Genomic DNA, 14,089 nt, shown 5'->3' on the forward strand with positions numbered 1-14,089 from the left:
CCGGCGCCGTGGAACCGGCGCCCGGGGGCGTGGGCCCGGCGCCCGGCGCCGTGGAACCGCCGCCCGGCGCCGTGGCCGCCCCCGGGCGGCCACGGTGGTGGGGTGCCGTCGCCGGGCGTCCGGAGAGGGGAGGGTGGTGACGGGTCATGTCAGTCTCCTCCGCCCGCCAGGTCGGTCTCATCCGCCGCACCCGCCGTGCCCGTGACCGTCCAGGGGAAGTCGGCGGCGCCCGGGAAGAGGATCGGGACGTGGAGTTTGACCGTGGCCTTGTAGACCGTGCCGTCGCCGCCGGCGCAGTCGATGTCGGCGGTCCAGGAGCCGGGGACGTCCTTCGCGGCCGCGTCCTGGCAGGCGCCCGCGCCCTTGGCGGCGCCCGCGCGGGCGCCCTTGTCGGCGGAGTTGCCCGCCAGCGAATACGTGTAACCCACCAGCACCAGCTGCCAGATGACCGCGAGCACGATCAGCGCCAGCGGCAGGACGCCCAGAAACTCGACCGTCACCTGACCTCGGTCGCCGCCGCCCCGCTTGCGCAGGAAGCCCTTGGTGGACGGCGGGGCGATCTCGTTCAGCGCGTCGGTGCCGTCACCCACGCTGCCCTGCGCCGGGTCACCGCCCGCCTCTATGGCGTGGCGCCGCCGCAGCCCCGGCAGCGCGCGCTCGCCGCCGCCCCCGGCCGCGTGGCCGCCCCGGTGGGTGGCGCGGCGGCCGCCGCCCGGGGGTGCCGCCTCCACCAGGCCCAGCTCACCGGCGAGCCCCCACAGCGCCTGTTTGACAGCCGACTTGGCGTCCAGGTCCTGCATCCGGCCCGAGTCGACGGCGGGCTGGAGCTCCTTGAAGCCGGCCGGGATCGCCGTGCGCGCCACCGTCGTGCCGGTGGCCCGCTGGACCAGCTGCGGCTGGATCTCCGCGGAGCGGGTGTGCCGGTTGACCACGGTCACGGTCTCCTCCGCCTTGCGGATCTGGAGCCGGTCCCACAGCCGCACCATGCGCTTGGCGGCGCGCACCGCGACCACGTCCGGGGTGGTCACCAGCAGCGCGATGTCCGCGAGCTCCACGGCGGCGGCGCCCGCGGAGGTCATCTGCGTACCGCAGTCGACGACCACGACCTCGAAGCGCGAGCGCAGCGCGCCGATCACCTGCCGGGCGGTGCGGTCGGTCACCTCCTCGCCGCGCTCGCCCTCGCCCGGCGCGAGCAGCAGCCCGAGCCCGGTCTGGTGGGTGAACACCGCGTCCTGGAGCACCCGCGGCGAGATGTCGTTGATCTGCGCCAGGTCGGCGATCGAGCGCCGGAACTGCACATCGAGGTACGAGGCGATGTCCCCGGACTGGAGGTCCATGTCGACCAGCGCGACCTTACGGCCCGCGGCCCGCGCGGCGAGCGCGAGCTGTACGGCGGTCACGGTGGTGCCGACCCCGCCCTTGGCGCCCGCGACCGCGACCAGCTTGCCGCCGGGCCCGGCGGCGAACGGGTCGCCGCCGCCCCCGAGATGGCGCCGCACGCCCGTGGCCCACTGGGCGGCGCCCTGGACGCGGGCCGCCAGCTCGTCGTACGCCAGCGGTATCCCGGCGATGCCACGGGCCCCGGCGTCCATGGCCGCCGAGTACAGCGCGGGCCCCGCGTCGGCGGTCACCAGTACCACGCCCACCGCCGGGAAGCGCAGCGCGATCTCGCGGATCAGCTCCAGCGCCGGGGCAGGGCCGATGCGCTCATGGACGAGGACGACCTCCGGCAGCTCCTCCAGGGACGCGGCGGCCAGCGAGGCGAGGGTGTCGAGCAGCAGGGTCGAGTCCCCCACCGGCGCCGACGGTTCGACACCGGGCAGCTGGCCGAGCAGCCCACCGAGGGAGTGGGCGGCGTCGGGGTCGCCGACGGCCGGCAGGATTCTGATCGTCACCGCGGCACCTCCTCACTCATTTGTCGCCGTCGAGGGTGTAGGTGCGGTCGTCGGGGTCTATGGACGGGCCCCCGCCGGGCGCGACCAGCGCGAGCCGCACATGCGAGGCGAAGGACTCGGCGTAGGCCACGCGCTGGGCGTTCCTGGTGTCGAGGGCGAAGGTGATCGGCACGGCCTCGTCGATCCGCCGCTTGTCGTCCCGGTCGGGCTCCAGGGCGGTGATCTTGCCGAGGTCGAGTACCTCGGCGCCCGCGACGATCAGCTTGGAGACCGGCTTCTCGCCCTGGGTGCTGCCCTCGAAGGTGGCGTAGATGTTGACCCGCGCCCCCGGGGTGATCTTGCCCGCTACGCCGGTCGCCGCGTCGACCATGATCGCGATCTCCTGCTGTCCGGGCTTCAGGGCGGGCCGGTTCACGATCATGTCGCGCTGGAGCAGCGACCCCTTGGTCAGCTGGGTCACCGCGATCTTCCCGCGTAGCTCGTCGAGATCGGTGACGGCGGTGGAGGGCACATAGCGCTTGGGCATCGAGACCTTCTCGAACTCCCCCGCGTCCAGCGCCTTGTACGGCTTGACGTCCGAGGTGAGTTTGTAGGCCGTGGTCTCGGGGCCGACCTTCGACTCCACGTCGTTGACGACGGAGAGGACTCCGGCGAAGGCGCCGACGGCGCACAGGACCGACAGGAGCAGCAGGATGACTCCGCGGCGCTGGCGTGAATTCATGGGTCGCACAACCTCGTTCGGGGACGTTACCGGCTGGTCAGGGCGGGACGTTGGGCGTTGAGCAGTGCGGGGATCTCATCGCCGCGGGCCACCGGGCAGGAGCAGAACGCGCAGCGGTCGCCGATGAGTTCGAAACCGCACCAGTGGCATTCCTCTCTCCGTACGGAGGCCACGAGCTGGTAGAGGACCGAGAGGTCGGGGATGGCCGCGGCGAACTCGATCAGCTTCGGGGTGCCCCACCAGCGCGCCGACTCGGCGGGCAGCGGCACCTCCTCCACTCCGCGTACGCCCCAGGCGGGCGCGAGGGCGCCGGTGACCCAGTCGTCGCGGCCCGCCGCGCCGCCCCCGTAGCCGTGGCTGCTGAGCTGGCCCCGGGCGATGGTCATGGAGGTGGCGTACCCCGGGGCGGGCAGCTCGGTCGCGCCGCCGACCTTGACCAGGTGCGGGGTGGGGTGGGCGAGCACCCCGAAGTGGGCGCCGGGCACCCAGGACTTGACGTGCGAGGTGAGGCTGACCGGGACCCGGTCCAGCTTGGCGACGCTGCCCAGCAGCGCGCCCGCGTGGATGTAGTGGGAGAGCAGCCGGGCGGCGCACGCCAGGACGCCGGGGCTGAAGTCGGATATGGACAGCTGGCGCAGCTGACGGGCTAATACGGCGACGGCCAGCGGGGGCAGTTCCAGCGGCAGCAGCGCCATCCGGTCGCTCTCCAGGACGGAGCGCACGGTGTGGAGCCGGCGGACCACGGCCGCGGGGGTCGCGGCGGGGTAGAGCACGACGAGATAGCCCTGCTGGTCGAGGAGGGTCCCGACCTCGGCGAGGGCGTCGTCGAGTGACTGTGCGTCCGGCGGGCGGAGCACGACGGCCGACGGGGTCTGCCCGTCGGGCGGCGGAAGCACCAGCTCGCGGCCGGTGACTGCTATCGCGGTGGGCACGTCGGCTACCCCGTCTCACATCGGCGCCGAGCGGCGGCGGCCGCAGGTCGTTACTGCCCCTGTCTCTTACTGCCCCTGTCCTGGTGCGTCGTCACTTTATCCACGAAAACGGCGCGAGAGAACAGTTCCTCTGGGTTACGCACTCCAGGCCCGATCCTTCAGTGCGCGCATCCCCTTGACAAGGGCATTGGTCTGGACCACTTTACGTTCATACGGTGGCCACCGTCCGCAAGCTCCTCCTTCACGCCGGCTTCCCATCGGATTCCCCCACGGAGGCAGTCATGGACCGCGCCCCACACCCTCGCCCCACCCGACTCAGACGCAACATCGCCCGGCTGACCGGCGCGTTCGCCGCCACCGCGCTGGGCGCGACGGCGCTTGTCGCCCTCGGCGGCCCCGCCTCGGGCGCCACGACGGGCACCGCTTCACGTGCCGTCGCCGCCAACCTCGCCCAGAACCCCGGCTTCGAGTCCGGTCTCAGCGGCTGGACCTGCTCGGCCGGGAGCGGCACCACGGTCGCGAGCCCCGTCCACGGCGGCTCGGCCGCCCTCAAGGCCACCCCGGCGGGCTCGGACAACGCCCGCTGCGCCCAGACCGTGGCCGTCAAGCCCAACTCCTCGTACACCCTCAGCGCCTGGGTCCAGGGCAGCTATGTGTACCTCGGTGCGAGCGGCACCGGGGCCACCGACGTCTCGACCTGGACGCCCTCCGCGACCGGCTGGCAGCAGCTCAGCACCAGCTTCACCACCGGCGCCACCACCACCTCGGTGACCGTCTACACCCACGGCTGGTACGGCCAGCCCGCCTACTACGCCGACGACATCAGCCTGTCCGGCCCCGGCGGCGACCCCGGCGACCCGGTGCCGGGCGCGCCCAGCGGGCTCAAGACCGGCGCCGTCACCTCGTCCTCCGTCGATCTGTCCTGGTCCCCGGTCACCGGCGCGACCGGCTACAACGTCTACCGCGACGGCTCCAAGGTGCAGTCGGTCGGCGGGACGTCCGCGACCGTGACCGGGCTGGCGCCGTCCACCTCGTACCAGTTCCAGGTCACCGCCACCAACGCGGCGGGCGAGTCGCCCAGGTCGGCCGCCGTCACCGGCACCACCTCGGCCGGAAGCGGCGGGGGCGGGGGCGGCACCGTGCCCAAGCACGCGGTCACCGGCTACTGGCAGAACTTCAACAACGGCGCCGCCGTGCAGAAGCTGCGCGAGGTCCAGGACCAGTACGACATCATCGCGGTCGCCTTCGCGGACGCCACCGGCACCCCCGGAGCCGTCGACTTCACCCTGGACCCGGCCGTCGGCTATGGCAGCGAGCAGCAGTTCAAGGACGACATCAAGGCCAAGCAGGCGGCCGGGAAGTCCGTCGTGATCTCCATCGGCGGCCAGAACGGCACGGTGTCGGTCAACGACTCGACCTCCGCGAACAACTTCGCCAACTCCGTCTACGCCCTGATGCGCGAGTACGGCTTCAACGGCGTCGACATCGATCTGGAGAACGGCCTCAACGCCACCTATATGACCCAGGCGTTGCGCTCCCTGTCGGCGAAGGCCGGGTCCGGCCTGGTCATCACCATGGCCCCGCAGACCATCGACATGCAGTCCACGTCCAACGCCTACTTCCAGACGGCGCTGAACATCAAGGACATCCTGACGGTGGTCAACATGCAGTACTACAACAGCGGCTCGATGCTCGGCTGCGACGGCAAGGTCTACTCCCAGGGCTCGGTCGACTTCCTCACCGCGCTCGCCTGCATCCAGTTGGAGGGCGGTCTGTCGCCGTCCCAGGTCGGCCTGGGCCTGCCCGCCTCGACGCGGGGCGCGGGCAGCGGCTATGTCTCCCCGACGGTCGTGAACAACGCCCTGGACTGCCTGGCCCGCGGCACGAACTGCGGCTCCTTCAAACCGTCCAGGACCTACCCGGGTCTGCGCGGCGCGATGACCTGGTCCACCAACTGGGACGCGACGGCGGGCAACGCGTGGTCGAACGCGGTGGGCCCCAAGGTCCACGGTCTGCCATAGCGTGACGCGGCCCCTTCGCGAGGAGGGGACGAGCCTCTTCCGCGAGGAGGGGGCGAGGGGGCCGGGAGCGCAACCGCTCTTGGCCCCCTCATCCGCATTTTTCACCCTCACGTGCAGGGAAGACGTCGCGCGGGCTTGACAACGCTATTGGTCTGGACCACCTTATACGCACGCCACAGGGGCCCCTGAACGCGCACTGGCACCACCTCCCCCACATCCCCCCACGCACGGAGGCTGTCGTGGTACGCGCACAGTTCACCAAGCGGCTGCTCGGAGCCGCCGCAGTCGTCGCCCTCGCCGCAGGAGGGCTCATATCCGCCGGCTCGGCCAACGCGTCCGAGGAGCACCCGGACGCGGGGCAGCGCGCCGCCGCCGTCCCCGAGCACGCCGTCACCGGCTACTGGCAGAATTTCGACAACGGCGCGACGAAGCAGAAGCTCTCGGACGTCCCGGACGACTACGACATCATCGCGGTGGCCTTCGCGGACGCCACCGGCTCCCCCGGAGCGGTCGACTTCAAGCTCGACCCCGCCACCGGCTACAGCGACGAGCAGCAGTTCAAGGACGACATCAAGGCCAAGCAGGCGGCCGGGAAGTCCGTGATCATCTCCGTCGGCGGCGAGAAGGGCACCATCTCGGTCAGCGACGACGCCTCGGCGGACGCCTTCGCCTCCTCCATCACCGGCCTGATGGACAAGTACGGCTTCAACGGCGTCGACATCGACCTGGAGAACGGCGTCAACTCCACCTACATGACCAAGGCCCTCAAGGCCATCCACGACAAGAAGAGCGATGTCGTGGTCACCATGGCGCCGCAGACGATCGACATGCAGTCGGCGTCCACCGAGTACTTCAAGACCGCCCTGGGGATCAAGGACTTCCTGACGGTGGTCAACATGCAGTACTACAACAGCGGCTCGATGCAGGGCTGTGACGGCAAGGTCTACTCCCAGGGCTCGGTCGACTTCCTCACCGCGCTCGCCTGCATCCAGCTCGAGAACGGCCTCGACCCGTCCCAGGTGGGCATCGGCGTGCCCGCCTCCACCAGCGGCGCCGGCTCCGGCTATGTCGAGCCGGGCGTGGTCAACGACGCCCTGGACTGCCTCGCCAAGGGCTCCGGCTGCGGCTCCTTCAAGCCGTCGAAGACGTACCCCGGCATCCGCGGCGCGATGACCTGGTCCACCAACTGGGACGCGGCCAACGGGAACGGCTGGTCGAAGGCGGTCGGCCCGCACGTCCACGGGCTGTAGGCCACAGAGCGGGAACGAAGGTTCGATCTGCGCCGGTGTGCCCCGCCCACGGCAGGCGGGGCACACCGGCGTACTGGTGTTCGCTAGGGCCTGGGCAGCACACACCCCGCGAGGTTCAGGTCGATCTTGTTGCCGGTGGTCACGCACTTGGTGATGGGGTAGGTCTCCTGGGCGTAGTTGATGCCCTTGCGCACCGTCACCGTGCCGTTCTGGTCCACTTCGCACGGGTTGTTGAGGGTGCAGCGGCCGCCGTCCTCGTTGCCCGTGTTGTTGACGGCCACGACCTTGCCGGACGCCGGGTCGACGACGGGAGAGCCCGACGTTCCGCCGATCGTGTTACACGCGGAGGTGTACCGGACCGAGTCCTTCCAGGTCCAGTCGCCCTCCTTAAGGCGATATGCAAATCCGTCGATATTGCAGGAGTAGATCGTCTTCCAGTAGCCGGAGACCACATTGATCGCGGAGCCCTGGGTCGGGTGGCTGTCCGACAGCGTCAGCGCCTTGATGCCGTACGACGACTGGATCTGGGCGTACGTGGACGTCAGCTGGTACAGCGAGATGTCGGTGTCGGTCATCGTCGCGTACGCGACCTTGCTCGCCCGGACGGTGCCGGCCCGGCCGCCCGAGGCGGTCAGCAGGGTGAAGCTCCGGCTGGACGGCTGGTTGACGATCACCTCTCCCGCACCGGGGAAGCCGCTCTCCAGGCAGTGGCCGTTGGAGAGGACGAGCGCGGGGTCGCTGTCGGCCGAGCCCGGCGTGCGGACGACGGAGCCGGAGCAGTTGCTGAGCGCCACCGTGCCCGCGAAGTCGACCGCCTTCGGGGCCTTGGTGGAGGCCTTGGCGGGGGACGCGGCGGGCGCCTTGGCGGGGGACGCGGCCGTCGCGGGCGCCGCGCCCGCGCCGACGAGGGTCGCGCCGCCCAGTAACAGGGCCGAGAGCGCACCGACGAGAGATCTTTTCATGCGGGGGGTTCCTTCCCTCGATGAGAGATTCCTTCGGCTTCGACCATTTCCCACCCTTGCGCATGTCATGCGCATGGCCGAACACTGGCGCAGCAGTCGCTCGCCCTCAACCCCCCAGGAGATGTCATGCGACGTCGCATCAGCGGTAGACGGGCCGCCGCCCTCACCGCCGTGCTCACCCTCGCACTCGCCGCCCCCATGGCAGCTCAGGCCGACGATCCCGCCCCACGGCACGGCACCGAGCGCACCGCATCACCCACTGCCCAGGGCGCCGACGAGAGCGTGCGGCAGTACGAGGTCTCCGGCCCCGCCACCCGGGCCGACCGCTCCGCGGTCGCCGCCACCGGGGTGTCCATCGACGAGGTGGACGCCCGCTCCCTGGTCGTCACCGCCGACCCGGCGCAGGCCAAGCGGCTGCGCGCGCTCGGCTACCGGCTCACCGCGCTCCAGGGCCCGCCCGACCGCAATGAGGGCAGGTCGGCCAAGCCGTTTGACTTCCCGTCATCCGATGCGAAGTACCACAACTACGCCGAGGCGAACGCCGAGATCAACGCGGCGGTGGCCAAGTATCCGTCGATCCTCAGCAAGCGCGTCATCGGAAAGTCGTACGAGGGCCGCGACATCGTCGCTCTCAAGATCAGCGACAACGTGGCCACGGACGAGAACGAGCCCGAGGTCCTCTTCACCGCCCATCAGCACGCCCGTGAGCACCTTACGGTGGAGATGGCGCTCTATCTGGTGCGACAGTTCACCGAGGGCTACGGCAGCGACTCCCGGATCACCAATGCCGTCAACGGCCGGGAGATCTGGATCGTCCCGGACGTGAACCCAGACGGCGGCGAGTACGACATCGCCACCGGCTCCTACCGCAGCTGGCGCAAGAACCGCCAGCCCAACTCCGGCTCCTCGGCCATCGGCACCGACCTCAACCGCAACTGGGACTTCAAGTGGGGCTGCTGCGGCGGCTCCTCCACCTCGCCGAGCTCCGAGACCTACCGCGGCCCCCGCGCCGCCTCCGCCCCCGAGGTGAAGGTCGTCGCCGACTTCGCCCGCAGCCGGGTCGTGGGCGGCAAGCAGCAGATCAAGGCCGCCATCGACTTCCACACCTACAGCGAACTGGTGCTGTGGCCCTTCGGCTGGACGTACGACGAAACCACGACCGGCATGACGCGGGACGACTACGACGCCTTCGCCACGGTCGGCAAGAAGATGGCCGCGAGCAACGGCTACACCCCCGAGCAGTCGAGCGAGCTGTACATCACCGACGGCGCGATCGACGACTACCTGTGGGGCACCCAGAAGATCTTCGCCTACACCTTCGAGATGTACCCGACCTCCTCCGGCGCCGGCGGCTTCTACCCGCCCGACGAGGTCATCGACCGCGAGACCAGCCGCAACCGCGACGCGGTGCTCCAACTCGTGGAGAACGCGGACTGCATGTACCGCTCGATCGGCAAGGAATCGCAGTACTGCGCCTAAGCCAACACCGTAACCCGCGCGAGGGGCCGTCCCGGCGGGGAACGCCGGGACGGCCCCTCGCGCGGGCCCCGAGCACGGTCGTCTTCAGTACCGCTGTCGGCCGCCCGGGTAGCGGACAGGCCGACGGCACTCGGGCACATCGGGAGGCGGAGGCTGCTCACCGAGCGCGTGGCACAGGGCCGCGTGCAGCCGCTCCGCCTCCGCGTGAGTCAGCTCCAGCTCAGCGATGGCGCGATGCTGCCCGCGTTGGATGATCTGGAGCGGCAGCGCGAGTTCCCCACCGTCCACCCGGCGCAAGCCCCGGCCCGGAACCGGAGTAATCCGCCAATCGGTCACGCCGACCCCGCAGCGCTGCCAGGCGCCGTACCCGCGTCCGGGCTGTCGCCTTCGCCGTACGAGGGCAGGCGGGCGCCCCGGCTCTCGGCGACCCGCAGCACGTCGCGCAGCGCCTCACACAGCCGGCCCGCGAGGTAGCGCAGTTCTCGCGTGTCGGCCTTGGGGGCGTCCAGCAGCGCTCGGGCGTGCCGGAGGAGTTCGGCCGCCATCGACACCTGTACGGCCTCGATCGCGTCCGCACGTCGGCTCAGCGGGCTGTTCCCGTCGTCCGACGACAGATAACACGGCTTGCCGTCGGGGTCCGTCCACGGCAGCAGCCGCAGACCGGTCATCGCGCCCATCCGGGCACCTCCACCGCGTGGATCACCGCCCGAACCCCGGCCCGATGACGGCCGGGCGGCAGTACGGCGAGAAGTGCACTCACGCATGCGAGGAACCGCCCCATAGGGTCCTTCATGTTCATCAGCTCCTGTCAGCTGGTGGGCCACGCCCTCGGGCCGGTGCACCCCGGTCGCGAGGGTCCTGCGTTTCTTCACGCTGTGTGGCGCTTTCCTCACAGAGTGGAGGGTGTTCTGGCTACGCTGCCAGGAGGGCGAGCCTGACAACGCACCCTTCAACTCGGGAGGTCAGCCCATGACGTTGGATCGAAGGCCCCGCACCCCCAGGGAGAAGTACGGGGAGGAGCTGCGGCTCCGCCGCACAGCGGCCGACATGACCCAAGAGGCGCTGAGCGAACGCGTGGTGTGCTCGCCCACGCTGATCAGCCATTTCGAGGCGGGCAGGCGGTTGCCGAGGCCGGACGACGCGGTACGGATCGATCAGGCGCTGGGGACGGACGGGTTCTTCGCGCGGTGGCTGGAGGATCTGGAGTCGAAGTGGACCGACCACTTCGCGACCGTCGCCGAGCTGGAACCGCAGGCCACCCTGATTCAGCAGTTCGCGCTCACACTTGTCCCCGGCCTGCTTCAGACGCCCGCCTACGCACGGGCACTGTTCAGTGCGTACCGCCCCAACCACACGCCCGAGGAGCTTGACCGGGACGTCGTCATCCGAACGGAACGGGCCCGGATTCTGGACAGGCCGTCGCATCCTGTCGTGTGGACGCTCCTCGACGAAGCCGTGCTGCGACGTCGCGTCGGTGACCCCCAAGTCATGGCCGAACAGCTGTACAAGATCGCGGATATGGCCGGGGCAGGGCGTCTGCGGCTGCACGTGCTGCCCTTCACCGCTGGGGCTCACGCGCTCCAGCAGAGTCTGCTCACGCTCATGAGTTTCGGCGATTCCGCCCCGGTGGCGTACGTCGAAGGTTTCCTCACCGGCAACTTGATGGATGATCCGTCGCTGGTGAACGCCAGCCAAACGGCCTACGCTCTGGCCCTGAGCGAAGCGTTGTCGCAGCAGGAGTCACTGGCCCTCGTCAGGGCGGTAGCGGAGGAACACGCGGATGGTCAGTAGTGAGCACGCCACCCCCCATGGCTCCGCGATCAAGGGGTGGTTCAAGTCCAGCTACAGCGGCGGCGATCAGGGCGAATGCCTTGAGGTCGCCCGGGGGCACGCCGACGTCCCCGTCCGCGACAGCAAGAACCCCGACGGACCAGTCCTAATGTTCGAGCCGTCCGCGTGGTCGGCGTTCGTCTCCGCCGTCAAGCGCGGGGAGTTCCCCACCACCTGATCCCTAAAATCACGGCCCCCGACCGGCGATGACGCCGGTCAGGGGCCGCCTGCCACATGACCTGGTGTCAGCCGTCGTTCTCCGCCGACGGGATGGCGGCGCCCGGCACGTCCTGAGGAGCGTAGATCTTCTTCTCACCCGGGTACGGCTTCGCCCAGTTGTACCTCTCGTACCACGTGAGGTGGTTCATCTGGGCGGGGGGAGCGTAGTCCGGAACGGCGTTGGGGCCGGTCAGCCGCTGCTTCGACTTCCACTGGTCCCACTCGGCGGCGACGTTCTTCATATCCGCCGGCACCGAGGCCGACGGCACGGCCGCCGCCTTCGGGCTCTGCGCCGCGGGGGTGTCCAGACCGCAGGACGGCGGGGTATTCACACCGTCGGTCAGCGAGACCCGGTTGGGCAGCGCCTTGAACGGCGTGAAGTCCGGCTTCTGGGTGAACGCCGAGGTCATCGGGGTGGCCGCGGTGTCCTTCTGGTTCATCGGCTGGATCCCGAGGATCTGCTCGATGGTCCGCATCATGTTGATCTGCGAGTAGTAGTGGCTGTCCACCGCGCCGTGCTTGGCCCAGGGGCTGATGACCTGGACCGGGGCACGGTGGCCGTCGACGTGGTCGAGGCCGGCCTGGGAGTCGTCCTCGACGACGAAGATCGCCGAGTCCTTCCAGTACTTGCTGTGCGAGATCTTGTCGACGATCTGGCCCACGGCGAGGTCGTTGTCCGCGACCTGGGCGGCACCGCTCACCGGGCCGCCGGTGTGGTCGCTGGAGAGCCAGAACATGTTCAGGTTCGCCGGACCGTTCTTCTCGAAGTCCCGCTTCCAGATCTCGGCGCGGTAGACGTCCGGGACGCTGGTGTCGAACTTCGGGAAGCCGTGCACCGACACGTCGTTGAGCGACGGGATCGGCGAGCTCGAGTTCAGCGGGTAGGCGGTGTCCTGACCGGTCGCCGCCATGTTCTTGGTGTCGCAGTACAGGTTCTGCCAGCTGGCGCCCGACGGCTTGGTCAGGAACTGCTGGAACTCACCGAAGTTCCGCACGGACTTGTGGGCCGCCTGCGCACCGGTCCAGATGAAGCCGGTCTTCTGGTGGCCGAGGGCGTCGTCCTCGGTGTCGTAGCTGCGGGTGTACTCACCGGCGGAGGACTCGGTGTACTCCGGGTTGTCGGCCTGCATCAGCCAGTTGTGGCCCTCGGCGGAGTTGGTGCCGATGTCGTACGTGTTGTCGTACAGGCCGAACTGGTTGGCCAGGGCGTGCTGGTTCGGCGTGACGTTCTCGCCGTACTGGGCCAGCGACGGGTCGCCGTTGCCCTTCGGGATGTCACCGAAGACCTGGTCGTAGGTCCGGTTCTCCTTGACGAGCAGGAAGACGTGCTTGATCGTCGAGGGGTCGCCGAGCTTGACCGGGACCGGCACCGGCTTGGCCGGGGCGCCCTCGGACTTCTTGAGCGACTCGCCGTTCCAGCCGTTCTGCTTGAAGACCTTGCCGGTGTAGGACCTGATCACGCTGTCGTCGGGCAGTGTGAACCGCTGCACGCTCGACGTGGTGTCGTGGGTGCCGTGACCGCCGGTGGCCTTGCGGCGGGCGTCGACGCCACGGGTGTTGGAGACGTACACCTCCTTGCCGGAGGTGGTGATCTCCGAGGGGAAGTAGTCGGTGGGGAGCAGCCCGACGTAAGAGACCGGCTCCTGCGCGGAGGTGTACTTGTAGACGGCGACGGCGTTGGCACGGCCGAGGGTCACCAGCAGGTGACCGTCGTCGGTGAGGGTCACCGCGTCGGGCTCGTAGCCCACCCGGGCCTTGGCCCACGGCTGGGTGGAGATGGTCTGGACGACCTTGTCCTTCGCCGTGTCGATGACCGACACGTTGTTGTCGGCGGTGTTGGTGACGAACACCACGCCGTTCTTGGCGTACACGGCGGTCGGGTGCAGACCGACCTCGATGCTGGAGACCGCGGCGTCCTGGTGCGCCAGGTCGATGACGCTGACCGTGCCGCTGGTGGTGGCGGCGGTCTTCTGGTCGGCGAGCACCTGGGTGCCGTACGAGTTGATGGTGGGCTCGCCGGGCTTGGCCGGGCGACCGCCCTCGTTGCTCACGTAGAGCTTCTTCCCGACGACGGCCATGTCGCGCGGGGCGTTGCCCACGTTCCAGCTCTGCTCGATGGTCCCGGTCGCGGCGTCGATGGCGACGACCCGGTTCTGGCCGTTGACCGCGGAGTACACGGTCTTGCCGTCGGCCGAGAACACGGCCTCGCCCACCAGGGCACGCTTGGAGCCGTCCGCCGGGATGGTGACGGTCCGCGGGCTGGAGACGCCGCCGTCCGCGTCCACGGTGAACACGGTGTAGCCGTCCGGCTGGCCCAGCCACAGCTGCTTGCCGTCGGGCGAGTACGTCGGGCCCTCCTGGCCCACGTTGTTGCTGCTGATGCGGGGGTTCGACGACGCGGCGTTGCCGACGAGTTGCTGCGTCTTCCAGTTCTTCAGGTCCACGATGGCCAGGGCCGCGCCGCCGTCGGTGACCGAGGCGGCCATATGTGTGCCGTCCGGGCTGACCGAGGACGACATGATCTTGCCCTGGTTGATGACGAGGCGGTCGCCGTACGGGGCGATGTACTGGTTGCTGGAGACGACCTGGCCGTTCTTGGTGACCTGACCGACCTGCTCCGTGCCGAACTGGTGGGTCTGCCCGAGCGCCGTACCGGCGGCCACGAGGGCGACGGCGGTGGTGCCCGCCGTCAGCAGCGGTATCCGGCGGCCGATGCGTCTGCTGATGAGGTTGATCCGGGCTTCCTCGACGAGCTTGCGGCGGCGAGTTACCTGCATGGG

At 69.8% G+C, this 14,089-nt stretch carries 12 protein-coding genes; 5 read left to right on the forward strand and 7 right to left on the reverse strand.

Annotated elements, in window-relative coordinates; translation table 11 throughout:
* Window positions 1–149: 149 nt before the first annotated feature.
* The 3 genes from IEJ02_RS44835 to IEJ02_RS44845 are packed head-to-tail and all read right to left on the reverse strand — an operon-like array spanning window position 150 to window position 3,548.
* Window positions 150–1,895 carry a CpaE/TadZ family protein gene (locus IEJ02_RS44835; protein ID WP_191070058.1) on the reverse strand — a complete coding sequence of 582 codons (1,746 nt, stop codon included), beginning with the start codon at window positions 1,893–1,895 and terminating at the stop codon, window positions 150–152.
* 16 nt (window positions 1,896–1,911) lie between these two features.
* Complete coding sequence (cpaB, locus tag IEJ02_RS44840) at window positions 1,912–2,616, reverse strand: Flp pilus assembly protein CpaB (RefSeq protein ID WP_191070059.1); 705 nt, start codon at window positions 2,614–2,616, stop codon at window positions 1,912–1,914.
* Between the two features lie 26 nt (window positions 2,617–2,642).
* Window positions 2,643–3,548 (reverse strand): hypothetical protein, encoded by a 906-nt coding sequence (locus IEJ02_RS44845; RefSeq protein WP_191070060.1) that lies wholly within the window; start codon window positions 3,546–3,548, stop codon window positions 2,643–2,645.
* A 281-nt stretch (window positions 3,549–3,829) separates the two neighbouring features.
* Between IEJ02_RS44845 and IEJ02_RS44850 the strand changes: the two genes are divergently transcribed.
* Both IEJ02_RS44850 and IEJ02_RS44855 read left to right on the forward strand, forming a co-directional pair.
* A complete protein-coding gene (locus tag IEJ02_RS44850) occupies window positions 3,830–5,569 on the forward strand; it encodes a chitinase (RefSeq protein WP_223865470.1) in 1,740 nt (579 codons plus the stop codon).
* A gap of 239 nt (window positions 5,570–5,808) precedes the next feature.
* Window positions 5,809–6,819, forward strand: a complete 1,011-nt coding sequence (locus tag IEJ02_RS44855) for a chitinase (protein ID WP_191070061.1) — start codon at window positions 5,809–5,811, stop codon at window positions 6,817–6,819.
* Window positions 6,820–6,902: 83 nt separating this feature from the next.
* Here IEJ02_RS44855 and IEJ02_RS44860 read toward each other — a convergent pair whose 3' ends face one another.
* Window positions 6,903–7,781: a S1 family peptidase gene (locus IEJ02_RS44860; RefSeq protein ID WP_191070062.1), complete on the reverse strand. Its 879-nt coding sequence runs from the start codon at window positions 7,779–7,781 to the stop codon at window positions 6,903–6,905.
* A 126-nt stretch (window positions 7,782–7,907) separates the two neighbouring features.
* Between IEJ02_RS44860 and IEJ02_RS44865 the strand changes: the two genes are divergently transcribed.
* Window positions 7,908–9,260, forward strand: coding sequence for a M14 family metallopeptidase (locus IEJ02_RS44865; protein WP_191070063.1), 1,353 nt, complete (start codon window positions 7,908–7,910; stop codon window positions 9,258–9,260).
* Between the two features lie 84 nt (window positions 9,261–9,344).
* Here IEJ02_RS44865 and IEJ02_RS44870 read toward each other — a convergent pair whose 3' ends face one another.
* A complete protein-coding gene (locus IEJ02_RS44870; protein WP_275562546.1) occupies window positions 9,345–9,548 on the reverse strand; it encodes a hypothetical protein in 204 nt (67 codons plus the stop codon).
* A 44-nt stretch (window positions 9,549–9,592) separates the two neighbouring features.
* Complete coding sequence (locus IEJ02_RS44875) at window positions 9,593–9,937, reverse strand: hypothetical protein (RefSeq protein WP_191070065.1); 345 nt, start codon at window positions 9,935–9,937, stop codon at window positions 9,593–9,595.
* Window positions 9,938–10,229: 292 nt separating this feature from the next.
* Between IEJ02_RS44875 and IEJ02_RS44880 the strand changes: the two genes are divergently transcribed.
* The gene (locus IEJ02_RS44880; protein ID WP_191070066.1) at window positions 10,230–11,051 is read left to right on the forward strand and encodes a helix-turn-helix domain-containing protein; all 822 of its coding nucleotides are present in this window, start codon (window positions 10,230–10,232) and stop codon (window positions 11,049–11,051) included.
* On the forward strand, window positions 11,041–11,268 hold the full coding sequence (locus tag IEJ02_RS44885) for a DUF397 domain-containing protein (protein ID WP_191070067.1): 228 nt from the start codon (window positions 11,041–11,043) through the stop codon (window positions 11,266–11,268). Before IEJ02_RS44880 ends, IEJ02_RS44885 begins: the two co-directional genes overlap by 11 nt.
* A 67-nt stretch (window positions 11,269–11,335) precedes the next feature.
* Here the strand turns inward: IEJ02_RS44885 and IEJ02_RS44890 are convergent, their stop codons facing one another.
* Window positions 11,336–14,086: an alkaline phosphatase family protein gene (locus IEJ02_RS44890; RefSeq protein ID WP_191070068.1), complete on the reverse strand. Its 2,751-nt coding sequence runs from the start codon at window positions 14,084–14,086 to the stop codon at window positions 11,336–11,338.
* Window positions 14,087–14,089 lie beyond the last annotated feature (3 nt).

Source organism: Streptomyces sp. 5-10, from assembly GCF_014712245.1.
In the GTDB taxonomy this organism is placed as follows: domain Bacteria; phylum Actinomycetota; class Actinomycetes; order Streptomycetales; family Streptomycetaceae; genus Streptomyces; species Streptomyces violaceusniger.

Coding starts and splice junctions, on each gene's coding strand:
- cpaB (WP_191070059.1), bottom strand. CDS start 2,616: ATGAATTCACGCCAGCGCCGCGGAGTCATCCTGCTGCTCCTGTCGGTC.
- IEJ02_RS44850 (WP_223865470.1), top strand. CDS start 3,830: ATGGACCGCGCCCCACACCCTCGCCCCACCCGACTCAGACGCAACATC.
- IEJ02_RS44860 (WP_191070062.1), bottom strand. CDS start 7,781: ATGAAAAGATCTCTCGTCGGTGCGCTCTCGGCCCTGTTACTGGGCGGC.
- IEJ02_RS44865 (WP_191070063.1), top strand. CDS start 7,908: ATGCGACGTCGCATCAGCGGTAGACGGGCCGCCGCCCTCACCGCCGTG.
- IEJ02_RS44875 (WP_191070065.1), bottom strand. CDS start 9,937: ATGGGCGCGATGACCGGTCTGCGGCTGCTGCCGTGGACGGACCCCGAC.
- IEJ02_RS44880 (WP_191070066.1), top strand. CDS start 10,230: ATGACGTTGGATCGAAGGCCCCGCACCCCCAGGGAGAAGTACGGGGAG.
- IEJ02_RS44885 (WP_191070067.1), top strand. CDS start 11,041: ATGGTCAGTAGTGAGCACGCCACCCCCCATGGCTCCGCGATCAAGGGG.
- IEJ02_RS44890 (WP_191070068.1), bottom strand. CDS start 14,086: ATGCAGGTAACTCGCCGCCGCAAGCTCGTCGAGGAAGCCCGGATCAAC.